Origin of the sequence: Brevibacillus humidisoli (assembly GCF_020923435.1) — a bacterium.
Classification (GTDB): Bacteria; Bacillota; Bacilli; order Brevibacillales; family Brevibacillaceae; genus Brevibacillus_E; species Brevibacillus_E humidisoli.
Window position 1 is genome coordinate 2,269,939 of the sequence record NZ_CP087263.1, and the last position, 25,701, is coordinate 2,295,639.

Sequence of the window (25,701 nt, forward strand, 5' to 3'; positions counted from 1 at the left end):
TTTCTGTCTGTCCCTTACTCGTTTGCTTCCACTGCAACAGGCACAGCGTTAAAATAACGAGCTTCCGGATGGGCGAACACCATCGCCGAAACAGACGCTTCCGGATCCATCATAAATCCGTCTGTCAACTGGATGCCGATATCCTCCGGCTTCAGCAAGCGGAACAGCTTCTCTTGATCGTCCAGGTTGGGACAGGCGGGATAGCCAAATGAGACACGTATGCCTTGATAGCGGGCACCGAACCGCTCTGCCATGGTCATGTCTGCTGAATCGGGGAAGCCCCAGACGTCCCGCATCACATGGTGGATCCGCTCGGCAAACGCCTCGGCCAGCTCGAGAGCCAGCGCCTGCAAGATGTGTGAGCGTAGATACTCCCCCTGATTTTTCCACCCTTCCGCCTGATGGCGGATCCCCTGTCCGGCCGTTACTGCCAGAAACCCGACGCAGTCCATCTCGCCGCTCTCTACCGGACGCAAGAAGTCGGACAGGCAGAGATAAGGCTCCGACGGCTGGCGCGGGAAACTAAATCGCTCCAGGACACGAGACGTATTGGCAGGGTCGTAAATCAGGATATCGTCACCGTCAGCCTGTGCCGGAAAGAATTGGTACATGCCATGAGCCCGGATCAATCCTGACTCTCTTGCCGAAGCGAGCAGATCTTCCACCACGGCGTAGATCTCAGTAACCTTTTTGTCACCATCAGCGAGCAGTTTCTCTACGTTGCCGCGCACGCCCAGGTGTTTGCCCAGCAACATCCGCAGGTTGAGATACGGCTGCAGATAGCTGATGGGATAGTCGCGCAGGACATGTCGGTCATGATCCGGCGGCGTGAATACAGGACCGGTCCGGTTGATCGGAGAACGCTTGATCGATGCAGTCGTTTTCCCCGGAGCTGCCCCTCCACTTGCCTGCGCAGCCGCTTTTTCCTGCTCCTCCTGGATCGCCTGCTGCAATTGGGACCGAGCCTGCGGGTCCTGCAGCTTGTTGGCCAGCTCCAGTCCGTCCATCGCATCTTTGGCGTAGACGACCACACCACTGTACTCCGGGGCGATCCGCGTCTGCGTAAACTTGCGAGTCAGTGCCGCTCCACCCACCATCAGCGGGACATCGACCCCTGCCGTTCGCAGATCTTGAGCGGTGATCACCATCTGCTGGGCCGACTTCACCAGCAGTCCGGACAAACCAATCAAGTCGGGCTGTTCTCTGCGACAGGCGGCAATCAACTGTTCCGGCGGTACCTTGATCCCCAGGTTGACGACTTCGTAACCGTTGTTTCCGAGGATGATTTCCACCAGGTTTTTCCCGATATCGTGCACATCCCCTTTTACGGTGGCCAAGAGGATTTTGCCTTTTGACGAACTCTCCGTCTTTTCCATAAACGGTTCCAGAAAGGCAACAGACGCCTTCATCACTTCCGCACTCTGCAGCACTTCGGCAACAATCAGTTGATTGTCGTTAAACAAACGCCCCACTTCTTCCATCCCGGCCATCAGCGGACCATTGATGATCTCTAGTGGCGCATACTTCTTGAGCGCTTCTTCCAAATCAGGAATCAACCCGTCTTTTGAGCCTTCTACCACATAGCGGGCCAACCGCTCTTCTAGGCTCAGCGTAGAGGTCTCCACTTTCACCGTCTGCTTTTTCTGTCGGTAAAACTCGGTAAAGGAGGCCAATGTCTGATCATTGGTCTCAAACAGCAGGGCTTCCGCCAGCCTACGCTCGTCCTCTGGAATCGATGCGTATCGTTCCAGCTTTTCCGTGTTGACAATCGCGTAATCCAATCCAGCTCGCGTCGTATGGTAGAGGTAGACGGCATTCAGCACCTCCCGACCGGCCGGCGGCAGCCCAAATGACACGTTGCTGACGCCGAGGATTGTCTTGCACTCCGGCATCGCCTGTTTGATCAAGCGGATCCCCTCAACTGTCTCCAGTGCAGAACCGATGTACTGCTCATCCCCTGTACCCACCGGAAAGACCAGCGGATCAAAGATGATATCCTGTGGATGAACCCCGTAGCGATTGACCAACAGGTCGTAGGAGCGTTTGGCGACCTCCAGTTTTCGCTCCCGGGTAACCGCCATCCCCTGTTCGTCGATCGTCCCCACTACGACTGCCGCACCGTATGTGTGGATCAGCGGGACCACCTGGGCAAAGCGCTCCTCTCCATCCTCCAGGTTGATCGAGTTGATAATCGCTTTCCCTTGTGAATGCTTCAGCCCTAGCTCCAATACCTTGGCGTCAGTCGAGTCCAGCATCAGCGGAGCTTTTACTTTTTTTACCGCGTATTGCAGGAACTGCTCCATATCGGCGTATTCGTCCCGGTCGGGGTCGGCCAGACAGATGTCGATGATCTGGGCCCCGCGCTTCACTTGGGCACGCGCAATATCAGACGCTTCTTCGTACTTGCCGTCCGCTATCAGCTGGCGGAACTTTCGCGAGCCGATAACATTGGTACGCTCTCCAACCAACAGCGGCCGATTGTCTTCCTCCACATACACCACATCGATACCGGAGACAGCGCTGAGATGCGGGGCAGCCTGACCACGCGGTTTGTATCCCTTTAATGCCTCTGACAGCGCGCGGATATGTTCGGGAGTCGTTCCACAGCAGCCGCCAGCGACATTCAACCAGCCGCGTTCAGCGAAGGCAGCCATTTTGGCGGCCAATCCCTGCGGCGATTCATGATAGTGTCCGTCCTCATCGGGCAGTCCGGCATTGGGGTAACAACTGACGCCACACTGCGCCAACTGTGACAACGTACGCAAATGATCACGCATGAACTCGGGCCCTGTCGCGCAGTTCAACCCGATCGTGACCGGATTTAAGTGTTCGATGGAGATATAGAATGACTCAATATTCTGACCAGCCAGCGTCGTACCCATCGGCTCGATTGTACCGGAGATCATCACCGGCACTTCCCGCTCCAACTCGGCAAATGCCTGCCGAATCCCGATGCCTGCTGCCTTTACGTTTAAGGTGTCCTGCGCCGTCTCCAACAGGAGGACGTCAACACCTCCAAGGATCAAGCCCTTCGCCTGTCGGCAATACGCTTCGACCAACTCTTCAAAAGTGACACCACCAGTCAGCGAGAGGGTCTTGGTCGTCGGTCCCATCGAACCGGCGACGAAGCGCGGCCAGTCTGGCGTTGAGTAGGCTGCTGCCGCTTCCTGGGCAATCCTGGCAGCCGCGATATTGATCTCCATATCTTTCTCCTGCACGTCGTATTCTGCGAGAACCACATTGGTGGCGCCAAATGTGTTGGTCTCGATGATATCGGCACCCGCTTCCAGATACTTCTCGTGGATGTACCGGATCACGTCAGGACGAGTCAGGTTTAACAACTCATTGCACCCCTCGTATTCCTCTCCACCGAAGTCGGCCGCGCTGAGATTGGCCTGCTGAAGCATGGTCCCCATCGCTCCATCAAGGACCAGGATCTTTCGCTGTAGTTGTTCCGTAAATCGTGTCGGTTTCACCATCTCTACTCCTTTTCATGAGACTTGGCTCGTAGACGAATAAAAAAATCCTCTTCTTACGCAAATAAGAAGAGGATTCTTCGACAGAATGTCATCTATGATCAATCCTCTCTTATCTTTCAAAGCGTCCGCTTTGCTGGAATTGGCACCTGATGTTCGGTTGCCGAGGTTTCATAGGGCCAGTCCCTCCACCTCTCTGGATAAGAGAATACATCCATAATCTTTTCTTTTTCCGTATGTTACCATCTAAATGCGAGAGCCGTCAATAGCAAAATCTCCCTAGGATTGCAGATTGCAGCCTTTTTTCGTGGTTATGGTCAAACGCCCACAACAAGATAGGTGTTCATGTATAAACTGAAGCATACCGGAAAGGAGGATGAAGAAACAAAATGAGTACGTCATACTGCAGCGGCGGGATCTTTAACAACTGTTTTGCCCTGGTGCTGGTTCTGTTCATCCTGCTCGTCATCGTAGGGGAATCAAAAGACTGCTAATGTTGCGGAAAGAGCCTGACGCAGACTCAGGCTCTTTCCCGTCTCAGGTTGACCATGCCCCTCGTGACGGTTATGCTGATGGTAAAAGCAGAACCATCAGCCAAAAAGGAGTAGAGAAGATGTCCCTCCCCGACACAATGGACAGACAAACATTCCTGGACAGCCTGGAAGTCGTACAGTCGTTGAAACAAACCGACTTCGAGACCTATCAAGTGGTCAAGGAACGAGGTACGGAGCGTCATTATCTGATGTATTCCTTCTACCACATCAACCTGTCCGAAGGCGGGCGTCGCGACGATTACCGATACTTCCTGCCACTCGCATCCGATGACGTACTGGCAATCGTGCTGGGAGAACAGCCGTATGAGTATCCCGAGCACTGGAAGCGTCTCTATTATCGGACAGGTACGGATGATCGTATCCTCCCGTTTGATCCCAGCGAAAACTTCGACCGAGAAAGGGAACAGGAGGCAGAACGGGAGATGCTGGATGCCTTGCTTCGCTACAAACGGGAGTGGAAGCAGGCAGATGACAAGGAAGCATTGACCAAAAAGCTGTTCTCCCAATTGGCAGAGATCGAGAAGCGGCATTCCAACGAAAGTGATTCATCCGAGTAAGCCACAAGCGAGGGAGAGTTGCAACTCCCTTGCTTGTTCGCTATAATAAAGCAGATCAACCGCATTTGTCTCATGCTACATAGCTGACATCACGAGAGCAAACCAATCCACCTCTCGTCTCTTCGTTTTGCGGAGGCGGGAGGTTTTTCTCGTAGCCAAGAAAGGATGGTAGAAAGTAGTGAGTTACAAACAGCAAGTGGCAACAAGCCTTCATGCTGCGCTGCAGAAGTTGGAGATTGCCGACTTTTCCCTGGAAAAGCTGGAGGAGATGCTGGAAACACCGCCCAATCCGCAGATGGGCGATATCGCCTTTCCGTGTTTCCAATTGGCAAAAGTGCTGCGCAAAGCACCTCCACAGATAGCCGCAGAACTGGCCGGATTGGTCAAAAGCGACTACCTTGACAAAGTAGAAGCAGTCGGACCATACATGAACGTCTTCCTCAACCGTTCGTTGGTAACGGCCGAGGTGATCGGGACGATAGCGAAAGAAGGTTCATCCTACGGCAATCGCAGCATCGGCCAAGGGCGCAACGTACCGATCGACTTGTCTTCCCCCAACATCGCCAAGCCGTTCTCCATGGGCCACCTCCGCTCTACCGTGATCGGCAATGCGATTGCCAACATTTTGGAAAAACACGGCTACCGTCCTGTTCGCATCAACCATCTCGGTGACTGGGGTACCCAGTTTGGCAAGCTGATCGTCGCCTACAAACGGTGGGGAGACGAAGAGAAAGTAAGAGCGAAGCCGATCAAGGAACTGCTGTCGCTCTACATCAAGTTCCACGAAGAAGCGGAAAAAGATGAATCGCTGGAAGAACAAGGGCGGGAATGGTTCAAGCGCCTGGAAGACGGCGATGAAGAAGCAAGGCAATTGTGGCAGTGGTTCCGTGACGAATCGCTAAAGGAATTCATGAAGATTTATAAACTGCTCGGTGTATCGTTTGACTCTACGCACGGAGAAGCTTTTTACAACGACAAGATGGATCGGGTCGTACGGCTGCTTGAGGAAAAAGATCTGTTGGTGGAGTCTAATGGTGCGCTGGTGGTCAACCTGGATGAATACGAGATGCCTCCCTGTCTGATCAAGAAGTCGGACGGCGCCACCCTCTACGCTACTCGGGATCTGGCCGCCGCTCTGTACCGCCATGAGACGTACGACTTTGCCAAAGCGGTCTACGTGGTCGGCAATGAGCAGCGTCTGCACTTCCAACAACTGTTCCGCGTGCTGGAAAAGATGGGCTACGAGTGGGCCAAAGAGATGTATCACGTACCGTTTGGCATGATGCTCAAGGATGGCAAGAAGATGTCGACGCGCAAAGGGCAGGTCGTCCTGCTGGAGGAAGTGCTGGCACAGGCCATCGAGGACGTCGGCAAGGTGATCGATGAGAAAAATCCGCAGCTGGCGAACAAGGAAGAAGTGGCTCGTCAAGTAGGTGTTGGCGCGGTCATCTTCCACGATCTGAAGAACTTCCGTCTCAACGACGTCAACTTCTCCTGGGAAGAGATGCTCACCTTTGAAGGCGAGACAGGCCCGTACGTCCAGTATACCCACGCCCGCGCCTGCTCCTTGCTGCGCAAAGGCGGCTATCGGGCAGATACGCCGGACATCGCAGAAGGAGCACTGGACAGTTCGGAAGCCTGGACTGTGGTCACCCTGCTCAACGCCTTCCCTGATGTGGTCGATCGTGCCCGCGAGCAGTTCGATCCGTCTCAAGTGGGCAAGTACGTGGTTGACCTGGCGCAAGCTTTCAACAAGTACTACGCCAATGTACGCATTCTGGCTGAGGATGAGCAGATCAAGCATTCACGGCTTCACCTGGTGTCCGCCGTCGTCACTGTTCTGCGAGAAGGGCTTCGCCTGCTCGGTCTGGCTGCGCCGGAAGAGATGTAATTTGCTCCCAAATTTTAGTCATAAAAAAAGGTGGCCGCGGCCACCTTTTTTACTATCCATTTTCACGACATCGATTGCACCGATTCTTGCGATTTGCCAGTTAAGCGGTTACGCTTGCACCAATCTCCGAAATACAATTCGAGCAAATCAACTTTCCTTTGAAATGAACAATATCCCCGGCATCACCACAAAAAACACAAGCAGGCTCGTACTTCTTCAAAATAATCTTGTCGTCCTGGACGTAAATCTCCAGAGAGTCCCGAATCTCTATGTTAAAAACATCTCGCAATTCTTTGGGAAGCACTACTCTTCCCAATTCATCGACTCTGCGTACTATCCCGGTTGCTTTCATCGTTATCCTCCTACATCTGCATCACTATGAAAAGGTTTGTTTATCCATGCGGATGATGGTTGATCGAAGCACTTGTTTTATGTGCAAGCGCATTGGTAACCTCTTAGGGGCCACTCGGCTCTTTCGATACGAATGGGACAGATGACGGAACTGCAGGAAAACTCCCGCAAAAACGTCTACTACCTAGCCATGCTGCTGTGACAGTTCCTGTTTTCGTCTCTTCCACTCTTCCTCCAGGCCGTCCAACCGCTCAAACAACAGGTCATAAAATGCGTTCATCTCGATCAAACGGCGCTTCGCCTTCGCGTACGCCTCTTGCTCCTCGGTCGGGTAGTCGGCTGGCCACTCCTCGAGCAGCCGCTTGAGAAACGCAGAAAACCTGTACATGTTTTCCAGGTTGCAAGTGAGCATCGCCATCCCGAGGTCCTCTACCAAATAGTAATAATCCCGGCGATCGCTGATGTTGGAACTCTTGTGACAGAAGCCTTGTTCCTCGAGAGCGCGAATTCTGACGCTGACAGCCGCCTTCGTCACGCCTAGGTGCTCCGCCATTTCCTGCAGGCTCAGTGGGCGGGCCGAAAAAAACAACAAGGCGAGCAAGCGGGCGTGTAAGGCGCTGTTCCCGCCAAGTTCACCAGATCGCTCCCATTCGTCACTCAGTTTTCGTTCCAGTTGATGAAGTACAGACTCCAAGTGATCGCCTCCAAAAACGTGTCAGACCAACGTTAACGATGTTGTTAAGCATGTTAATTTTAGCATAGGACGATCATAGCAATCAATTAACCTGCATCATTCCCCCTCGCAATTAGTTCTTTCACGTATTGGATCTCGTCACGGTGGGAACCTCCGTCCGGAACAGGAGTTTCCAGGATCACCGGCAAATCCGCCAATGGAGGAGCGGTAAGCAAAGCGCGGATGGCGTTTTCACCTATCTGTCCACGACCGATGGAGGCATGACGATCTCGGTGTGATCCGCTTGGGTACTGCGAGTCGTTTAAATGGATCACTTTGAGATGATCTACGTAGCCCAGTTCCCCCGCCCGGCTGAGCATCTCGTCCTGATTCTCTCCATTCCATACACCGCTGGCAAACAAATGGCAGGTGTCGAGGCAAAACCCCACTTTCTGCGGCAGCCGGATCAAACTGCGAACCTGCGTCAGTTCTTCAAAAGTAGTCCCCATCTTCCCACCTTGGCCGGCGTTGTTCTCCAGCAGCAGCAGAGCCTTCCCCTCCCAATCGGCAAGAATCTCGTCAAGCATCTCAATCATCGCCCGGTAGCCAAACAACGGATCAGTTGCCGTTCCCTTGTATTTGCCGAAGTGGACCACTACTCCGAGAGAACCGCAGGCATCGGCAATCTCCAGATCGTTTCGCACCGAGGCCACGGTCTGTTCGTACAATTGACGATCGTCGACCGACAGATTGGTCGGATACGGCGTATGAGCCACGGATATTATCCCATGCTCCTCGCAGTATTGGCGACAGGCTGCCGCATCCTGCCGGTTAAACCGTTTGACAGCCAGACTCCGGGGGTTCTTGGGGAAGTATTGAAACGCTCCGGCACTGACAGCGAGTGCGGCCTGAGCCGCTCCCAGGTACCCATGCCGGATACTGACGTGACAGCCGATTTGCATTCTGCCTGCACCTCCCTGGAAAGACCTTCCCATGCATCATCTCAGTCTTTAGCGTACCCTTCTTGTAAAACATCATTTCATGGGGAAGAGTGCTTTCACTGCGGGATGAGATCAGTTATGTATGACCACTAGGTGGTTTACATAAATCAACAGATGTACAAACAAGATGAGCCGCGTATATTGGTCGGCCATTATGGTGCTTTGATCACTCAATGCAACAATAGTTTCAGCGCCTGGATTTCCTGCTTGCTGAGATAAACACGGCTTACGGTTTCCTTCTCATCGACCAGGAAGCTTTGCCAAATCTCGATGCCGTTGTTTTTATCTCTGACGAACACCGTGCGCAGGGACATCTCGCCGTCCTCCGAGATGACAGTGCGGCTGTACAACAGTTGATGTCCTTCCCGAATCAGGCGCGAAACGCATTCCTCTAGTTGTGTAAACATGCAAATCCCCCCCCTTAAAGACCAGCCTTTCTGTTTTGCAGGGCAACAATGTATTGATCCAGCCGCTGGCTCAGTTCTACTACTTCCCGATGTAGAAAACTTCCCTTGTCCACCTTGAGCTGCACCAACTGCTGGCGCAAGCTTTCCGCGTGTTTCAGCAGGTGTTCTTCCGTTCGGCTGCTTTCGCTGTTGTGCCTGTTTTCCTTGGTGATGCCGGGAGTATGCCCTCCTCCGATCAAGGGCGCTCCAACGGCCTGGCAGAGCAGAAAAGCGCCCTTTCTCTTTCGTTTCTTTGTCATACCAACCCACCTCCTATTTTTGACAAGTTTAGACAATTACAACTATACACTGACCTCCCTTTACAGATTTATTGAGATATATTGGAGGTTAAATGAATGCAAAAAGCACCTCGTTTTGAGGTGCTTTCAGCGTGTAGACAAAGTACCGCAAGGTACAAGGTCTACACGTTTTTTTGTAGAATAATGTATGTGGAAAATAATTGCCAAGAGGTGTCATGTATGCTTTCGAAACAACAGGGCGAAGGCCGTTATCAAGTATCGGTTGTTTCACTGGATGAATTGGTTCCTCGTGATCATTTAGTTCGGAAAATCGAAAATGCCATTGATTTTTCCTTCATCTACGATTTGGTGAAAGATCGGTATTCTCCGGACAACGGCAGACCCAGTATCGACCCCGTTGTACTCATCAAAATGGTATTTATTCAGTATCTGTTCGGCATTCGCTCCATGCGCCAAACGATTAAAGAAATCGAAACCAATGTCGCTTATCGTTGGTTTTTGGGATACGATTTTACCCAACCAATCCCTCACTTCACCACATTCGGAAAAAACTATGTCCGCCGTTTTCAAGGTACGGACTTGTTTGAACAAATTTTTACTCGCATTCTCGAAGAAGCATGTCGTCATGGCTTTGTTGATCCTTCTGCCCTCTACATCGATTCCACCCACGTCAAGGCCCATGCCAACAAAAGAAAGTACAGCAAGCAGCGGGTTCAGGAAGAGCAAAAGAAGTACCAGCAGCAGCTGCACGATGAACTGAATCAAGACCGCATCGAACATGGAAAAAAGCCGTTGCCAAAAAAGTCGGATACAAAGTGGAAGGAGGTGAAGCAGAGCACGACTGACCCCGACAGCGGATGGTTTGTCAAAAACGAGAAAGAGCAGACATTTGCTTACTCGTTCCATGCCGCAAGTGACGAACATGGCTTTGTCGTGAGCGCGGTCGTTACAGCCGCCAACATCCATGACAGCCAAGTGTTTACCAATGTGTTTGAACAAGCGATTGAAAACGTGGGGAAGCCGAATGCCGTAGCGGTAGATGCCGGATATAAAACCCCATACATAAGCAAATATCTCTTGGACGAAGGCGTTCGTCCTGTTATGCCCTATACCCGCTCTCACACGAAGAAAGGTTTTTTCCGCAAACACGACTATGTGTATGATGAATATTTCGATTGTTCTATCTGTCCTGCCGGACAGGTTTTGTCCTACGAAACGACTACCCGAGAAGGGTACCGCATGTACCGTTCTGATTCTGAGATATGTAGCCATTGTCCCCTTCGCTTCCAATGTACGGAAAGCCGTGAGGCTGTAAAACGTATCAGTCGCCATATATGGGCAGACTATCTGGAAGAAGTGGAACATCTGAGACATACAGAAGTGAATAAACGGCTGTATACACGCCGAAAGGAAACCATTGAGCGTGTATTTGCTGATTTAAAGGAAAAGCATGGTTTGCGTTGGACCACTTTGCGTGGATTGAAAAAAGTGACAATGCAGGCGATGCTCGCTTTTGCTGCTATGAATCTAAAAAAGCTGGCCAATTGGCTCTGGAATAAAGGGAATGGAGGGCGATTTGCCCTTACGGGCACCTTAGTTTTTTGCATGTTTCACGACAAACCCCCACTTCTGCTCTGGCAGAGAGGGGGTTTGTCAGCAATCTGAAAGCACCTCAGTTGTGAGGTGCTTTGTTTATTGGCTTGAATCGGTAACTATGCCTTATCCATGTTTGCATCTTTTGCTACAGACCCCATAATCAAATCGAGCAACTCTTTGTGATGTTTTAATTTTACTGACAAGTCTATGCAGTGCAAGGCGTCTTCTATTGCATTTATGAGACGCCCCCTTTTAAGCTCATATCTGGCTTTATAATATCGAAATTGGTAGTGCCTGCCTATTTCTATGGGATTTTGACCCTCTCTTAATCTCTCAATCTCTGTTGCAAAACAGCGTAACAGATCATCGATCGAATAATCGTGTTTGCTAGCTGACTCCACTAGTGTCAGTAGTCCCGCTGGAACTTCAGCAGGATGATTACGTAGAAGATTGATATACTCGGGTAAAACCTCGATATTCCCCATCAATAGATCAAGAGTGTACGAATTCGCTTTTGCCCAAACTTTAAACTTTTCAACCTCTTTTTTGCCCGTATCATCCAAAAGCTCAAACCATCCCAAGTCGGCATATTGTTGGACGTATTTTTTTGCTTCTTCATACAATCCTTGCATTTGTAAAGCGAGCCCTTTCATAAGGAATCCCTGTCCATAGTACACGACTAAGTGACGCTCGGTTTGAAAAGAGTCATCTACTTTATTTCTTTTGCCTTTCAGCAGTTGATCTTTATAAACTATGGTTGCTAGTTCCCGTAATTTGTCAGCGTATGTTGCAAGCTCGCCCCATTTTTGAAACATATAATATGCATTAGCCAATTGCAGCAACGCATCCAACTGATCATTCTCTGGCAAACGATTGCAAAAAGGTTCAAACCGGATCACCGCTTTCCATGTTTCCTCCAGATCGGTTCCCTGAGAGATTCGAAATAGGCGGTAGTGGCTTATCACAAAATGATCGACATAGCTATCTTTTTCGTTTTCTGTTACTAACTGATAAAAAAGCGCGGATTCTTGTTGCTTCCCTCTCTGGAATAGCTGTTCAGCCACGGAGAAGAGAATCGATACATTCTTTGGATTTTCCAATAGCAGAGGTACGATCGCAAGGATACAGTCTTTGCGACCAAGTTCTGCACAACGAACGAGGTAAGGTACTACTCGAGGGCGAGACACGCTTTCTTCTGTTATACATTCTTCCGGGTACAACTCGTACAGCCAGCCAGGTTCATGACCAAGTGCTTTAGCCATTGCGTCCAGATGTTTAATGGTGATCGCGCGCCGAGGTTTTCCGTTAAAAATCTCACTTAAATGGCCGGAATGAATGCCAGTTCGTTCACTTAACTTGGTGAGTGTATAACCTTTTGCTCTCATGCTCTTTTCGATTTCGGATCGTATGGTGGTTAAGGTCCGTGTACCCATCATCGATCACACCCCTTTGATCAATAAGGAAATCTTTATTACACTTTACAATATTTTATAAACTGCTTACAAGTGCTTCCATTTGGACTTTGCAGTTTAGAAGGGTATTATCTAAAAAATAACTAACAAACAAATCAAACAGGCCCGATAAACCTCGGGCCTGTTTCCTCATCTCCTTCTTCCCTATTCCTATTCCAACCGCTCCATCACCTGAGCGATATCCTCCAACAACAATGCCGCAAACACAGACGTGATCTTTTTGCCGGACTGCGCTTCTACCTGATGACTCAGAGCATTCAGGATATTCTGCTTCGCCTTTTTTTGCTTGGCTTGTTGGGCCGCCTGTACCTTGGCCAAGAGGCTGTTGACAATACCATCGTCTGTGATCTGTCCTGTCGCCTGACCAGCCAGGATCACCTCATCCAGATGCTCCAGATCGATCACCACCTGCAGCGTATAGGTCTGCTCCGACTGATTGCCGGCATAATCGACCGCTGTCACTTGCAGCAGGTGTGATCCGACAGAGAGAGACAATCCATCTAGCGTGTACGGATTCTCGATCGGCGCTCCATCCAAAAACGCGTTCACCTGACGGACACCGGTTCCTTCATCTTCGGCTGCAAACGAGAGCGTAACTGTCTCGCCATGGTGCAGGGTGAGTCTCTCTGGCTCCTTGATCGTGGGTGGGGTCAAATCCGTACTGATCCGCGCTTCCGCCTGGTAGTGGATCCGTCCGTCAAACTGTTTGACGAAGTCCACCGTCGCTGTGATGTCCTCCGGTCCCTGAACGACATTTTCACCCAGTTGGGCAAGCAGCTTGTACTTGTCGGATGTCTGGTTGTACATGTAGTTGTTGACCGTAAGCGTATACGTCCGCTCTTTGTCCAGCGGCGTGCCGTCGGGGAGCATGATCCGCACCACCTGATTGGTGTCCGGGTCCCAGGTGTAGCGGGCACCGGCGATAAACGAATCAGGCCCATAGGAGGGGTGAATCATCGCGTTTAGAATCTGTTCCAGCTCTGAGCCTGTCACGTCCAGTTTGACCAACGTGTTGCCAAAAGGTTGAATGTTGAACAGCTCTCCCCAAGTGATCGGCCCAGCATCCAGGCGGTCGCGGATGCCGCCCCCGTTCATCAGGGCAAAGTCACTGTCCATCGCCGCTTTCATCCCATCGGCGATCAGGTTGCCAAGTCCGTTGTCCCCGAACACGTCGCGAGTCGGGTACCCTTTTTCCAGGGCAACAGCCGCTTCTCCAACCACTTCATTGATCTTGGGTGCGACGCGTTCAGCATACTGCTTTAGAATCGCGGCAACCTGAGGATCAGGGGCGATCTGCGACTGTACGACATCGACAATCTCCGCTTGCTTAGCAACGATCTCTCCGCTTTCCTTGTCTACTTTCAGATCGATATCCACAAACGCCTTCCCATACTCCCAGGCCTGCACCACCAGTTTGTCATCGACCATCGCATCTAGCTTGACGTGGTTATGCGCAGCAAAGATCACGTCTACCGCATCGTCGACTTGATTGGCCAACTGCTCAATCTCACCTCTCGCCCCCGCTCCGTCTTGTTCGCCCGGTACATGCGCGAGGACGATGATCGCTTCTACGCCTTGCTGCTGCAGCTCAGGCACATAACGGTTGATGGCGTCTGCTTCATCTGTGAAGCGGATGTTGACAATACCCGTCGGCATCACCATCTGCGGCGTATCGGTCGTCACCACACCGATGAAGCCCAGCTTCACGCCGCCGATCTCTACGATCTCATAAGGGTCCAGCAGCAGGTCACCGCTCTCCTTCTGCTCCACATTGGCAGCGACAACCGGGAAGTCGATCCCGTCATACCCTTCCGTTCCCTGCGGATGGTCGCCGCCGTTGATGAGTCGCAGGAGTTCGTCTGTACCTTCATCGAACTCGTGATTGCCAAGGGTGCCCACATCAAATCCGATTGCTTCCATCACGTGGACGGTCGGCTCATCCTGCAGCAGGGCGGAGACGGGCGAACTAGCACCTACCATGTCTCCAGAGTGGATGATCAGCGTATGGGGCTGCGCTGCCTCCCGCTCCCGCAGATAGGCAGCCAAATAATCAGTCCTCCCCACGCTTACTTCCGGCTGATCAGGCAGCGTGCCTGTCACGTCGATTTTGCCGTGCAGGTCATTGACGCCCAGCAGTTGTACCTCTACCACATCAGTCGGCGGTTCTCCGCTGTCCGCAGGTTGATATCCCGCTTCTTCCGCCTCTTGTTGCGTGAAGAAAAAGACACGATTTTCTACCTCGATCTGTTCCCATTTTTCCGGGGTCACATATTGCTTGGTATAGTAGTCACCGACATACTTGTCGGGACCGCCGCGCTGGTTGAAGCGAAACTCGTATGGCAGCTCCTCGATCGGGTTGTCCGGATCCCACATGCCCCGTCCGTTGTCAATCGCTTCCCGGGCAGCGGCGCTGTACGCTTCGAAGTGATCAAGATTGGGCCAGATAAAGTAGGGAACAGCCATCCCTTGCTTTACCATCTCTTGATTCACATCAAGCTCTCCCTTGTGAACGTGTGCCAACAGCCTGCCATAATCGTCCAACGGGTCGCTCCCCACCTCCAGTGTAACGGGGGTGCCCGGCGGGAGCAGTTCCATCAGTTTCTGCTTGGCTGCTTCGGCATGGTATCCCTGCGACTTGCCGTTGTAATTGGTTTCCGGTGTATCGATCGACAGCATCCTCACTTTTGTCGTACCCAAGACCGGTGTCGTCAGGTGCACCGTATCGCCGTCAACTACGGAGGCAACCGTAGATTGATAGGAATCATCGGGTCGAGGCGGCTCCGGCTGCTCGGCAAGCAGCTCCACATCCTCTGCTTTACGCGGCAGTAGTTGATAGCTGTCGTACTGACTGAGCACGCCTGTAAAGTCATACCATTTGCCTGCTTCGATCTGTTCGATCAGTCCCGTCTCCTCCATCACTCGCAGCGTCGTCCCGTGAAACTCTTGGTCAATGATGGAGACATTATAGCCGCCGCCTGCGGGATTGGCCGGAACGGAGGTGACATATCCCCTGATACGGACCAACGAACCTTCCAGCGGTTCTGCTGTTTCCTCGGATTGCAGGTCGGCCAGCGAGAGTTCTACTGGCTGCGGCAGCGGGTGACCAGTGGACTGTACGGTTAATCCCTCTGCCTCCAGGACCAGTTCCGTCAAGCCTTTGTATTCCTCTATGACGCCAGTAGCACGTACCTTGTCCCCTTCTCGAAGGTCAGGATAGCTGGACAATTCAAACGAAAACAGATTGATCCCGGCGGTATCGTCCTGCAGATAAGTGGACAATCTGCCGCCGCCGATGGCCGCATTGTCTGCGGTGACAACGCCTTCCACGGTAACCATCTCTCCTGTCCGCTCCTTTGCTTCTGAGATGGAGATCAGCTCAGGAGGCGGATCTGGATCGGGATCTGGTTCTGTGCCCACAAGTTGAAACGATGTAGCGCTTTTCAGACCGGGAACGGCAAAATACGGTTCCAAACTGCCGCTCACCCGTACTTTTTTGCCGAGCAGATCTGGATTGGACTGCAGTCCAAACTCGGCTCGAAATGCGGATGGCACCTGTACAGGCAGGATGTGTGCCGGATCTGTCTGGGATGCAGAATCTGCCAGCGCCAGATTGTAGTCATTGGCGAACGGGGACTCAAAATCATAAGCGTTGGTCCCTGTCGTATGAGCCACCACGTAGCCTTCAACTGCAGCATCGCCGCTGTTGTTGGCAATCGCTTCATCCACCGTCAGTACTTCTCCTGCGGCCTGAACAGCAACACCCATTCCCGCCATGCCGCCAAACAAGCACACGACCATCATCACTGCTGACAGCAACAGGGCTGCTCTTTGCCGATAACACCATCCGTTCATCATCTTCCCTCCCGTTTTCCATGCTTATCCGTCTCACTTCCATCTTACTTGGGACATGTTAACTGCATGATAACATTTGGTAAAGATAACAGACACCCCCTTTTTTCGGCTATTCTTGCTCATTTCTCCCTGCAAACAACGCAAAAAGAGCGTCCGCCCTGCCGGGAACGAACGCTCTGCCTGTCTATGCTTCCTTATTCCTTTACTACTTCCTGCAAATACGTGAGATTGACAAACCCGTCGAGGTTGTCAGAACGAGTGTAGCCTGCCTCTTTGCTGATGGCAGCCATTTCTCGGAGTACCTCTTCGTTGACGTTCCAGGTTACTTCACTGCGGTCCATCGCCTGTCTGATGTCCGCAGCCTGCAGCTCTTTGCCGGTCAGCTTTTTGATGTGCTGAATCAACAGTTGAACCGCTTCGTCCGGGTTGTCACGGACAAACTGAACGGCCCGCACATGCGCCTGCAGCAGCTTTTTGGACAGATCGGGGTTGGCGCTCAAAAACGATTTCGTCGCTACTACGACGGTATTGGTCGATTCCTTGCCCCACGCGAACTGATCCCAATTGAGCAGCAGCTTGGCACCCGCTTTCTGCTCCAGATTGATCCCCCACGGTTCCTGCGTAGCCGCTGCGTCCACATCTTTTTGCAGGAAAAGAGTGGCTGTGTCGGCTGGAGCCTGGGCGATCATCTCAACGGTTCCGCCATTTGTTTTTATATTGAGACCAACCTCTTTCAACGTCTTGCGCAGCATGATATCCTGTGTCGAGCCGATCACCGGGATCGCTACCCGCTTGCCATCGAGATCTTCGACACTGCTGATGCCGGCATCGCCGCGCACTTCCAGCACCGCGCCACCATTTACGGCTCCGGCAATAACCTGGTGGGCAGGATTTTTCAAATAGTTGTTCATCGCCGGACCAGGGCCAACATACCCTACGTCCAGTTCACCTGTCGACATCGCCTCCATGAACAGCCCACCGTTAGGAAAGGTTTTCGTCTCCAGCGTAATCTCCGTCCCCAGTTCTTCCTGAAAATAACCTTTCTCCAAAGCGACAATCGCTGCCATATGGGTCAGATTGGGAAAATAACCGAGGCGGACGGTATTGGCCGGCTGCGTCGACGCTCCCTGACTGCCGCCGCATCCTGCTGCCAGCACAGCAACCAGCAGGCAAAATGCCAGCGCGATCCCTCTCCTCGTTCCGTTCTTCCGCTTCATGACTCCACTCCCCTTCTCTTTTTTTATCTGCTCTGCTTGTTATCAGCACGCTTCTCTCCCAGGCTGTTAAGTACGACAGCCGATAAACGTACATGTTCCTTTCATCAAGCCTGGGGAGCCATGCCCCATCTACGCATCACCGAACGCTCCATTCGCATAAAGACTTGCGTATCCATCAGCGTTCCGACCACGCCGATAATCACCATCACAGACAGCACCAAATCCATCGACTGCAGCGCCCGCCCCATCTCCAGCAAATGGCCCAAACCACCACTGCCGCCCAACAATTCACCGGCCATCAACGCTCTCCAGGCAAAAGCCCAGGCTACCCGCAGACCGGAGATGAGATGAGGCACGGATGCCGGCAGGATCACCGTGCGCAGCAGGTGAAAACCGCTTGAACCCATCGTTCTGGCCACCCGCAGGTACAGAGGAGGAACATTTTTGAACCCGGTGCTGGAGGTGACGGTCATTGTCCAGGTGGCACCGATCGTGACGATGAACAGGATCGCCGTCTCCCCCAGACCAAACCAGACGATCGCCAACGGAAACCAGACGATACTCGGCACCGATTGCAACGCGGTCACGACAAATCCTAGTGTATGGTCCACCCATTGGAAGCGGGCGATCAGATAACCAAGTGTCAGTCCGACCGTGATGGCGATCACAAAACCGAGCAGCAGCCTGAACAGGGTGACCGCAGTTGCCTCTAGAACCTGTCCACTGATCAATCCGCTGACTAGCGTTCCAAAGACCGTTGCCTCCCCGTTGCTTGACAGAATCAGCGGCGGCCAGAGAAACGGCGGAAACAGGCCGGACTTAGATATCGCTTCCCAGATGATAAACAGGGTCACGATAAACAGGACCCGTCTGAAGACGATAGTCATCGCCCATCTCCTCCTTCAACACCTTTTCCATCTCTTGCTCCAATCCCCTCATGATGCGCTTTTCTAAATGGACCAGTACGCTGTCGGAGGGATCTCGCGGGCGGGCGGCCTCCACGACAAATTCTTGCTTTACGATGCCGGGCCGCGTCCCCATCAGTACGATTCGCTCGGAGAGAGTGACGGCTTCGCGGATGTTGTGGGTAATAAAAATCACCGTTTTTTTGTCTGCTGCCAAATCTCTTGCAGTTCCTGATGCAAAACCATGCGAGTCTGCTCGTCAAGTGCCGCAAACGGTTCATCCATCAGAAGAATATCGGGGTCCATCACCAGAGCACGGGCAATCGCCACCCGCTGTTTCATGCCACCAGACAATTCGTGCGGATAGGCTTTGGCAAAGCGACCGAGATGGACCGTTCGCAGGACCTCCATCGCTTTTTCTTCTGCTTCTCTGCGGGGCATTTTTTTGAGCAGCAGGCCATACGTGACATTATCCAATACACTCAACCAGGGAAACAAACCTGATTCTTGGAAAACGACAATCCGATCAATCCCGGGTCCGTTAATGGGTTTTCCGTTCACCAGCACGCTTCCTTGGCTTGGCTTCTCCAATCCGGCAATGATGTTGAGGATCGTCGACTTGCCGCAGCCGGATGGGCCGATCAGCGACAAAAACTCGCCAGCGCGGACAGTCAAGTTGATTTCGTTCAGAACCTGTAGCGATTGGCCGTCATCTTTTTGAAACTGTTTATGAATGTCTCTAAGCACCACCTGCATCTGGCTCTCCCCCTCCTGCTCTTTATCCAAGTTAACTGGTTGGAATTATAGGAATTATTATTGTGCATAAAGACTGCTCCTGTCAACCGTTTTTTGCCGCTTGCTGCAAATCGAATACGGATCTTTGATTTGGACAGCCAGATCCCGGCCCAGACTGGCACCTTGCTCCGCCACGTGCATACGATGAGCCTATAGGCAGTACTTTGGGCTTATTTCATGTGGATCGATTCATGGGGAGGAGAGGATGAATAGAGATGTGTGGGATCACAGGTTGGATCAACTTTCATAGAGACGTGTCACAAGAACTGCCGGTTGTAGAAGCGATGACCGGCCGACTCGTCTGCCGGGGGCCAGACGCCGATGGGGTATGGTGTTGTAGCCACGCTGCACTGGGCCACTGCCGTCTGGTGGTTGTCGACCCGGTTGGCGGGACACAGCCGATGACCAGGCAGCGCGGCGATTGTACGTACACACTCGTATACAATGGGGAATTGTACAATACGGATGAACTTCGCCAGGAGCTTCTGGGACGGGGCCACAGCTTTCACTCTCACTCTGACACAGAGGTACTGCTCGCCTCCTACCTGGAATGGGGCAGCCGTTGTGTAGAGAGGATCAACGGGATCTTTGCGTTCGCCGTGTGGGAAGAGAAACATCAACGGCTCTATCTGGCTCGTGATCGACTGGGCGTAAAGCCGCTGTTTTACACAGTGCGCGGTGATTCTTTTCTGTTCGGTTCGGAGTTGAAGTCCCTGCTTGCCCATCCCCAGGTAGAGGCAGTGATTGACCGTGAAGGATTGGCGGAAATCTTCGCACTCGGTCCGGCGCGAACACCCGGTCATGGCGTATTCCGCGACATATCTGAACTACGTCCGGGGCATTTCCTGGAGGTTACCCCCGACGGCATCCACAAGCAGCCATACTGGTCGCTGGAGAGCCGTCCCCACACCGACGACTGGGAAACCACTGTCTCCACTGTCCGTTCTCTGGTGCTGGACGCAATCGAGCGGCAGTTGGTGGCCGATGTGCCGGTGGCTACCCTGCTCTCCGGGGGGCTGGACTCCAGTGCGATCACGGCCGTTGCCGCCGAGGTGTTTCGCAGACAAGGCAGTGGTCCGCTGCACACCTATTCGATCGATTATGTCGGCAATGACCGCCACTTCCAGGCAAGCGCGTTTCAACCCAATGCCGACGCCCCCTGGGTAAAGCGGATGTCGGACTACTGCGGCACGATTCATCATACGATCCAGTTTGACACACCCGAACTGATCGACGCCTTGAAAAGAGCGGTGATCGCCCGGGATTTGCCCGGGATGACAGACATAGACGCCTCGCTGTATCTGTTCTGCCGGGAAATCAAACGAGAGACCACCGTCGTTCTCTCCGGAGAATGTGCCGATGAGATCTTTGGCGGTTATCCCTGGTTTCATCGTGAGGAGACACTGCAAGCCAATACGTTTCCCTGGGCATTGATGACCAGAGAACGGGCGAGCTGGCTGTCACCCGAACTGCGGGAGTGGGTCGGACCGGAAGAGTATGTCGCACGTCGGTATCAGGAGACATTGGCGGAGGTCCCCCCCTTGCCCGACGAGAGCCCGTTGGAAGCACGCCGCCGGGAAATGTCGTATCTAAATCTCACCTGGTTCATGAGCGTGCTGTTGGACCGCAAAGACCGGATGAGTATGGCCGCCAGTCTGGAGGCACGCGTCCCGTTTTGCGATCACCGGATCGTGGAATACGTGTGGAATGTGCCGTGGGAGATGAAAAGTCGGGGAGAACGGGAAAAGGGGCTGCTGCGCCACGCATTGCAGGGGATCCTGCCGGAAGAGGTGCTGTTTCGCAAAAAAAGTCCGTATCCCAAGACACACAACCCTGCTTACGCAGAGGCAACCCGCAGCTGGCTGCTGGATGTACTCAACGACCCCACTTCTCCGCTGCTGCCGCTGATCGATGTCCGGACGATTCGGGAGCTTACCGCGTCTGACGCCGCCGCTTCCGGCACACCATGGTTTGGCCAATTGATGAGCAAACCGCAGCTGTTTGCCTATCTGGCTTCGATCGACTACTGGATGAGGGAGTATGGCGTCTCGATCCGCTAGACGATCCAGGAATACGAAAAAAAACTCTCCCCAACGCGGCTGATATGCTCTCCCTCAGGCTGACCAAGCCAATAAAAAACGGCTCCCAAGAGGGGAGCATTTTTATTGACAACCGAACTCCCTCCTCAAGCAAATGAATCGTATAGAGCCCCACATCTTTTCGGATCGCTCTGTGTTCAGTCCATAGGATGCACCTACGCCTTGTTTGACCATCTTGCCAGTTTGCCATACATAAGCATCAGGTTTGAACGGAACAATATGGACGTACATATTCTCAAGGAGGTATCGTCATGAACCCACGCAGGGCACAAGAGATTGCAGCTTCACCCGTCATGGCCAACGTAACCTACAACGGTCTCCCCATCTATATTCAGCATGTCGATGAGCAGAACGAAACCGCCAGGATTTATCCCCTCGACCAGCCGGAAAACGAGCAAGAGGTGCCCTTATACAGCTTGAGAGAGGAATAAGCATGAAAGATTAAGGCTGCCTGTCATTCCTGCAGACAGCCTTTCGTTTTTAACGAATCAACGATCCAGTGCTCCCCTTTCCTCCAGCCACAGTATACTAGTGACTCCACGTGGATAATACTTGCTGCCGGAAATCTCTCCTGAGATGATCTGGTCGCTCCAGCTCCAAACAGATAACGTTGGATGAGTAAGCCAAGCAGCATGAGCGGCATCTGCTTTTGCCCCTTTTTCATCCCATCCCCACCCCAATATCTGACGGGCAATAAACTGGCACAAATAAATCTTGCTCAGCCATGAGTTGTTGCTGGTCGATGAAAGTTTCCAGCCGCCATCTTCAAACAGGCAGACACCTTCCGTCAATACCGTTTCCAGATGCCGCTTCAACGCTTGGATGTAGGAGCGGAAACGTCCCTCTGGCTCAAGCGCATCACGACAGTTAGTAAAATAAGGAAACACTAGCCCTTCAATGGCCGGGATGATTCTCGCATCGTTTTCTTCTCCTAGGACAGCGGGAATATAGCCGTCCGGTGTCAGATGACTGGCAATCGTTTCTGCGCATTTTTCCGCTTGTTCACCAGCGATCCTGGCCAATTCGGATTTTCCGTTTGCAGCAAACAGGTTCTCAAGTGCGATATAAGAGGCCCAACTTTTCCCCCCAGGTAGATGTTGTTTCTCGCCTGGCCCAGCGACACGTCCAGACTGTCATACGTCGTGATCTCCGCGCCTCCCATCACGCGTGTGGAGTCAAGACCCATCATCCCATTCCGCTGCTCAGGGTCGGGATGATCCCGATTGAGCATGCTCGTAAGGCAGCGAACCAATAGATCCATGTTGTCATCCAACCACTGCTGGTCGCCCGTCTGCGCCACATACACAGCAGCACATAACACCCAGTTGACAAGCTGCTCATGGGTCATGTGGGAAAAGCAGCCCTCCAGCCCATACAGTTCGTAAGCGGAGTAATGCGGGCGGGATATCGTATTGGCGACGCCCATGTCATGGGTAAAGCTGATCCCGCCTGAGTATTCCGTCTCATCGCCAGGAAAGCGAACGCGGTCCTCGTAGCTGAAGCGCTTGACGAACATGTCCAGCTCATTTTTCACAGTCCAAGGATTCATCTTGCATTCAAAAAAGAGCTGGTCCACTGTCAAATCAAACGTGTTCATCATCCGGTATTCCCCTTCGTTCACCACCCAGAACGGCTCCCCTTGCAGATCAAGCAGTTGAGTCGCCCCATAATAACTGCGAATCGCATGAGCTATCATGAACGTTTGATCATCGGACAGATTGGTTTGATTCAGCATACGGTTTGCCTCTACTGATCGCTTGGTGATCTCTTCGAAGTTTGCCAGCGCGTACATAGCAACAGCCTCAATAGTAGGAAAATACCGAGTATAGTAGTAAGACGCATCCATGCCAGCCGTGACGATGCCAGACCGGTGAAAACAGATGGCAAATCTGTAGGTGCGGCGGGTTTTAGCAGGAACATCTATGATCAGTGCCCCGAGCGGTCCTAAGCCAAAGGTCCAGTTCTCTTCAAACGGTGTTGTCAGTATGTTCTCCAGACTGAAGTGGAGTGCAGACCTGACATCCGGATCAGAGGATGCGATCGCTGTCAAACGTCCTTGTCCGACACCTGATATGCGGTCACACGTATCATCCAGACGGCGCATCGAACTGTACGGATCACTCCCTTCATAACCGAAGAATGCACGCCGACTTTTGTGACCATGCGTGTTGTCAATGGTCAACTCTGCCAGCACCGCGGGGACTAAGGTCAGCTTCATTTCCTCGTCTGAAGCGGAAGTGGGGTCAGGCACCGGATGCGCCTGGGTATAAATCGTAAACGTGAGATCTCCCGCGCTCCAGGTATCCGTACCTAATTGGAAATCACGTTTTACCTCTTCCTTGGCAAAGGGAAGGATGATACGCGGCTTGTTCGGTTCCGGATCGGGATTTTCAATATCGTACCGTTTGCTCTCGTCTTCAGCTGAGGCAAAAAAGGGGAGCGCCTGATAGATTCCTGCCTGTTCCGATGATTCTACACCGATGTAGACATTTTTCCGGGGAGAGCGGCCAAGCTCCAGATCAAGGCCTCCGCCGCTTTTCGGAAAGCCCAGTGTAAAGCTGGAAAAGGCACCGATGGGCGAATGATGAGCGTTGAAAAACATATTTTTCGGCATGGATTTCCCTCCTTATCTTTTTCAAAACATGAGATGTTACCCTTTTACCGATCCAGACGTGATGCCTTCCACAATGCGATTGCTCAAGAAGAAAAACGCCAGCAAAATCGGCAGGATACTGATCATCAGTGTGGCCCCGATGGCTCCCCAATCAGTGGTATATTGACCGATAAAATTTTGAATGCCGACGGTCAACGTTTTATATTCATCCGAACTGATAAATGTATTGACAAAAACAAACTCGTTCCAGTTGTAGATCATGTTAATAATGGAAGCGGTCGCGATGGCTGGCGAGGTCATCGGCAGAATGATTCGGAAGAACAGACGATGTACTGAGCAACCGTCCATAATAGCCGCTTCTTCCACTTCCCGAGGCAGCGAGTAATAAAAACCGAGCAGAATCATGATGGTCAGCGGCAGGTTAAACGCGGTAAAGGACAAGATTACGGCAACCGGATTATCGGTTAGGTTTGCTTGTAAAAACAGATGAAACAGCGGAATCAGCGTCGAGTGCACCGGAATCATCAACCCGACCATAAACAGGCCGAGCACGAACTTTTTCAGCCTCCACTTCATCCGCGTAATCGCAAACGTAACCAGACTAGCCAGCAAAACGGTAAGGACAACCGAAACCAATGTAATCCAAACACTGTTAAAGAAGTAGAGACTGATGTTTCCCTCTGTCCAAACTTTGACGTAATTCTCCCATTTCGGATTGGCTGGCAAGGATAGGGGAGGCAGTTGGAAAATCTCCTGATTGTTTTTTAATGAAAAGAAAAGCAGCCAAACAAGCGGGAGTAGTTGAATAATCGCTACGACTCCTAAGAATACATATAAGCTGCCGACGCCGAAACGCCGCCATATCGGATGTAACGCAAGACGAGAAGTCGTTTGTGTTGCTGGACGTTGTTTTGGTGAACTTTGATTGGACTGATTGCGTGCAGATGACCTTTGTGTCGGAATCACCGTTTTCAACAAGCCCCCTCCTTTAGGAATATTGAATCTCTTCCTCAGCAGCCGTCAACTTGCGGATCAGCCAGGTAACAACCAGGCAGATCAGCAGCAAAAAGAAGCCGATCGCACTGCCGTATCCGAAATCAAAACCACGGAACGCCTGGTGGTACATATAAGATGCCATCACCTCGCTGGCGCCGTTGGGTCCCCCATCGGTCATCACATATATCAAGTCGAAATATTTCAATGATCCCACAATGGCCAATACTAGTGTCACTTTGAAGACTCCTGCAATTAACGGAATTTTGATTTTACAAGCAATCTGCCATGGAGTGGCCCCATCCATGCGCGCCGCTTCGATCAGCGATTCAGGAATCCCCTTTAAGGCTGCATAATAAATCAAAATGTAAAATCCCGCATACTGCCAGATAATCGGAACAAATATGGCACCTAAGACAGTTGAGGTATCGGCTAACCATGCCGGTGTGTTCTCGACGCCGATAAACGAGAGCAAATGATGCAACACACCGTTGGAAGGATGGTAGATCTTTAGCCACAGTTGTCCAATGGCTACTGAAGAGAGCAGCATAGGGATCAAATAGATTTTGCGCAGCAGATTGGCACCCTTGATTTTTTCAGCGAGAATCAGTGCGATCAAGAGATATCCAAGTAAACTGATGGTGGAGAAGATCGCCAGCAAAAACGAGTGGTACGCACTTTTCCAAAACATCGGATCTTTTACGAGTTTGGAGTAATTGTCCAAACCGATAAACTCCATGGTTCCAATCCCATCCCACTTCATCAAGCCATAGTAACCCGTCAACACGATCGGGATATAGATCAGGATCAAGAGGAGCATCAGGGAAGGGAGTACATACAGCGCAATCACTTTTTTGTTGGACATGACTTTATCCATTGCCGTTCAACCCCTTCTATAGAAAAAAGGACATATCGAGAATGATTGGATATGTCCTTTTCTATTCCGTGC

General features: G+C 52.0%; 18 protein-coding genes, 2 pseudogenes and 1 riboswitch. Of the genes and pseudogenes, 6 read left to right on the plus strand and 14 right to left on the minus strand.

Annotated elements, in window-relative coordinates; translation table 11 throughout:
• Positions 1-14: 14 nt before the first annotated feature.
• Positions 15-3,479, minus strand: a complete 3,465-nt coding sequence (gene metH, locus LOK74_RS11305; RefSeq protein ID WP_230046724.1) for a methionine synthase — start codon at positions 3,477-3,479, stop codon at positions 15-17.
• 106 nt (positions 3,480-3,585) lie between these two features.
• Positions 3,586-3,683: riboswitch (SAM riboswitch) on the minus strand.
• A gap of 182 nt (positions 3,684-3,865) precedes the next feature.
• On the opposite strand from metH, the gene LOK74_RS11310 reads away from it, so the two are divergent.
• From LOK74_RS11310 to argS, 3 genes are all read left to right on the plus strand, one after another.
• A complete protein-coding gene (locus LOK74_RS11310) occupies positions 3,866-3,970 on the plus strand; it encodes a YjcZ family sporulation protein (protein ID WP_230046725.1) in 105 nt (34 codons plus the stop codon).
• Positions 3,971-4,089: 119 nt separating this feature from the next.
• Positions 4,090-4,587 (plus strand): hypothetical protein, encoded by a 498-nt coding sequence (locus LOK74_RS11315; protein ID WP_230046726.1) that lies wholly within the window; start codon positions 4,090-4,092, stop codon positions 4,585-4,587.
• Positions 4,588-4,765: 178 nt separating this feature from the next.
• Positions 4,766-6,478 (plus strand): arginine--tRNA ligase, encoded by a 1,713-nt coding sequence (gene argS, locus LOK74_RS11320; protein ID WP_277613437.1) that lies wholly within the window; start codon positions 4,766-4,768, stop codon positions 6,476-6,478.
• 100 nt (positions 6,479-6,578) lie between these two features.
• Here argS and LOK74_RS11325 read toward each other — a convergent pair whose 3' ends face one another.
• The 5 genes from LOK74_RS11325 to LOK74_RS11345 form a co-directional block, all read right to left on the minus strand.
• Positions 6,579-6,830: an AbrB/MazE/SpoVT family DNA-binding domain-containing protein gene (locus tag LOK74_RS11325; protein ID WP_230046727.1), complete on the minus strand. Its 252-nt coding sequence runs from the start codon at positions 6,828-6,830 to the stop codon at positions 6,579-6,581.
• A gap of 183 nt (positions 6,831-7,013) precedes the next feature.
• Entirely contained in the window at positions 7,014-7,523 is a 510-nt protein-coding gene (locus tag LOK74_RS11330; RefSeq protein WP_230046728.1) for a GbsR/MarR family transcriptional regulator, read from the minus strand.
• An 86-nt stretch (positions 7,524-7,609) separates the two neighbouring features.
• The gene (locus tag LOK74_RS11335) at positions 7,610-8,464 is read right to left on the minus strand and encodes a deoxyribonuclease IV (RefSeq protein ID WP_230046729.1); all 855 of its coding nucleotides are present in this window, start codon (positions 8,462-8,464) and stop codon (positions 7,610-7,612) included.
• A 209-nt stretch (positions 8,465-8,673) separates the two neighbouring features.
• The gene (locus LOK74_RS11340; protein WP_230046730.1) at positions 8,674-8,910 is read right to left on the minus strand and encodes a hypothetical protein; all 237 of its coding nucleotides are present in this window, start codon (positions 8,908-8,910) and stop codon (positions 8,674-8,676) included.
• 14 nt (positions 8,911-8,924) lie between these two features.
• Positions 8,925-9,209, minus strand: a complete 285-nt coding sequence (locus tag LOK74_RS11345) for an aspartyl-phosphate phosphatase Spo0E family protein (RefSeq protein ID WP_230046731.1) — start codon at positions 9,207-9,209, stop codon at positions 8,925-8,927.
• A gap of 219 nt (positions 9,210-9,428) precedes the next feature.
• On the opposite strand from LOK74_RS11345, the gene LOK74_RS11350 reads away from it, so the two are divergent.
• On the plus strand, positions 9,429-10,874 hold the full coding sequence (locus LOK74_RS11350; RefSeq protein ID WP_230046732.1) for an IS1182 family transposase: 1,446 nt from the start codon (positions 9,429-9,431) through the stop codon (positions 10,872-10,874).
• Positions 10,875-10,921: 47 nt separating this feature from the next.
• Here the strand turns inward: LOK74_RS11350 and LOK74_RS11355 are convergent, their stop codons facing one another.
• From LOK74_RS11355 to LOK74_RS11375, 5 genes and pseudogenes are all read right to left on the minus strand, one after another.
• Positions 10,922-12,241, minus strand: a complete 1,320-nt coding sequence (locus LOK74_RS11355; protein ID WP_230046733.1) for a helix-turn-helix domain-containing protein — start codon at positions 12,239-12,241, stop codon at positions 10,922-10,924.
• Positions 12,242-12,427: 186 nt separating this feature from the next.
• A complete protein-coding gene (locus LOK74_RS11360; protein ID WP_230046734.1) occupies positions 12,428-16,129 on the minus strand; it encodes a 5'-nucleotidase C-terminal domain-containing protein in 3,702 nt (1,233 codons plus the stop codon).
• A gap of 194 nt (positions 16,130-16,323) precedes the next feature.
• Positions 16,324-17,346, minus strand: a complete 1,023-nt coding sequence (locus LOK74_RS11365) for an aliphatic sulfonate ABC transporter substrate-binding protein (protein ID WP_230046735.1) — start codon at positions 17,344-17,346, stop codon at positions 16,324-16,326.
• 104 nt (positions 17,347-17,450) lie between these two features.
• Positions 17,451-18,233, minus strand: coding sequence for an ABC transporter permease (locus tag LOK74_RS11370; RefSeq protein WP_230046736.1), 783 nt, complete (start codon positions 18,231-18,233; stop codon positions 17,451-17,453).
• Positions 18,166-19,007 (minus strand): annotated as a pseudogene (locus tag LOK74_RS11375) (ABC transporter ATP-binding protein). The gene LOK74_RS11370 and the pseudogene LOK74_RS11375 overlap by 68 nt, the downstream one beginning before the upstream one ends.
• A 254-nt stretch (positions 19,008-19,261) precedes the next feature.
• Here LOK74_RS11375 and asnB point away from each other — a divergent pair.
• On the plus strand, positions 19,262-21,106 hold the full coding sequence (gene asnB / locus LOK74_RS11380) for an asparagine synthase (glutamine-hydrolyzing) (protein ID WP_230046737.1): 1,845 nt from the start codon (positions 19,262-19,264) through the stop codon (positions 21,104-21,106).
• A 290-nt stretch (positions 21,107-21,396) separates the two neighbouring features.
• Complete coding sequence (locus LOK74_RS11385; RefSeq protein ID WP_230046738.1) at positions 21,397-21,576, plus strand: small acid-soluble spore protein H; 180 nt, start codon at positions 21,397-21,399, stop codon at positions 21,574-21,576.
• A 57-nt stretch (positions 21,577-21,633) separates the two neighbouring features.
• Here the strand turns inward: LOK74_RS11385 and LOK74_RS11390 are convergent.
• The 3 genes and pseudogenes from LOK74_RS11390 to LOK74_RS11400 all read right to left on the minus strand — a co-directional run bounded on the left by LOK74_RS11390 (position 21,634) and on the right by LOK74_RS11400 (position 25,629).
• Positions 21,634-23,759 (minus strand): annotated as a pseudogene (locus tag LOK74_RS11390) (glycoside hydrolase family 52 protein).
• A 36-nt stretch (positions 23,760-23,795) separates the two neighbouring features.
• Complete coding sequence (locus LOK74_RS11395; RefSeq protein WP_230046979.1) at positions 23,796-24,623, minus strand: carbohydrate ABC transporter permease; 828 nt, start codon at positions 24,621-24,623, stop codon at positions 23,796-23,798.
• 124 nt (positions 24,624-24,747) lie between these two features.
• A complete protein-coding gene (locus LOK74_RS11400; RefSeq protein ID WP_230046739.1) occupies positions 24,748-25,629 on the minus strand; it encodes a carbohydrate ABC transporter permease in 882 nt (293 codons plus the stop codon).
• Between the last annotated feature and the right edge of the window lie 72 nt (positions 25,630-25,701).

What these genes read in the sequence shown, in the direction of transcription:
- metH (WP_230046724.1), bottom strand. Translation starts at nt 3,479, where the DNA reads ATGGTGAAACCGACACGATTTACGGAACAACTACAGCGAAAGATCCTG.
- LOK74_RS11310 (WP_230046725.1), top strand. Translation starts at nt 3,866, where the DNA reads ATGAGTACGTCATACTGCAGCGGCGGGATCTTTAACAACTGTTTTGCC.
- LOK74_RS11315 (WP_230046726.1), top strand. Translation starts at nt 4,090, where the DNA reads ATGTCCCTCCCCGACACAATGGACAGACAAACATTCCTGGACAGCCTG.
- LOK74_RS11325 (WP_230046727.1), bottom strand. Translation starts at nt 6,830, where the DNA reads ATGAAAGCAACCGGGATAGTACGCAGAGTCGATGAATTGGGAAGAGTA.
- LOK74_RS11335 (WP_230046729.1), bottom strand. Translation starts at nt 8,464, where the DNA reads ATGCAAATCGGCTGTCACGTCAGTATCCGGCATGGGTACCTGGGAGCG.
- LOK74_RS11340 (WP_230046730.1), bottom strand. Translation starts at nt 8,910, where the DNA reads ATGTTTACACAACTAGAGGAATGCGTTTCGCGCCTGATTCGGGAAGGA.
- LOK74_RS11345 (WP_230046731.1), bottom strand. Translation starts at nt 9,209, where the DNA reads ATGACAAAGAAACGAAAGAGAAAGGGCGCTTTTCTGCTCTGCCAGGCC.
- LOK74_RS11350 (WP_230046732.1), top strand. Translation starts at nt 9,429, where the DNA reads ATGCTTTCGAAACAACAGGGCGAAGGCCGTTATCAAGTATCGGTTGTT.
- LOK74_RS11355 (WP_230046733.1), bottom strand. Translation starts at nt 12,241, where the DNA reads ATGATGGGTACACGGACCTTAACCACCATACGATCCGAAATCGAAAAG.
- LOK74_RS11360 (WP_230046734.1), bottom strand. Translation starts at nt 16,129, where the DNA reads ATGAACGGATGGTGTTATCGGCAAAGAGCAGCCCTGTTGCTGTCAGCA.
- LOK74_RS11365 (WP_230046735.1), bottom strand. Translation starts at nt 17,346, where the DNA reads ATGAAGCGGAAGAACGGAACGAGGAGAGGGATCGCGCTGGCATTTTGC.
- LOK74_RS11370 (WP_230046736.1), bottom strand. Translation starts at nt 18,233, where the DNA reads ATGACTATCGTCTTCAGACGGGTCCTGTTTATCGTGACCCTGTTTATC.
- asnB (WP_230046737.1), top strand. Translation starts at nt 19,262, where the DNA reads ATGTGTGGGATCACAGGTTGGATCAACTTTCATAGAGACGTGTCACAA.
- LOK74_RS11385 (WP_230046738.1), top strand. Translation starts at nt 21,397, where the DNA reads ATGAACCCACGCAGGGCACAAGAGATTGCAGCTTCACCCGTCATGGCC.
- LOK74_RS11400 (WP_230046739.1), bottom strand. Translation starts at nt 25,629, where the DNA reads ATGGATAAAGTCATGTCCAACAAAAAAGTGATTGCGCTGTATGTACTC.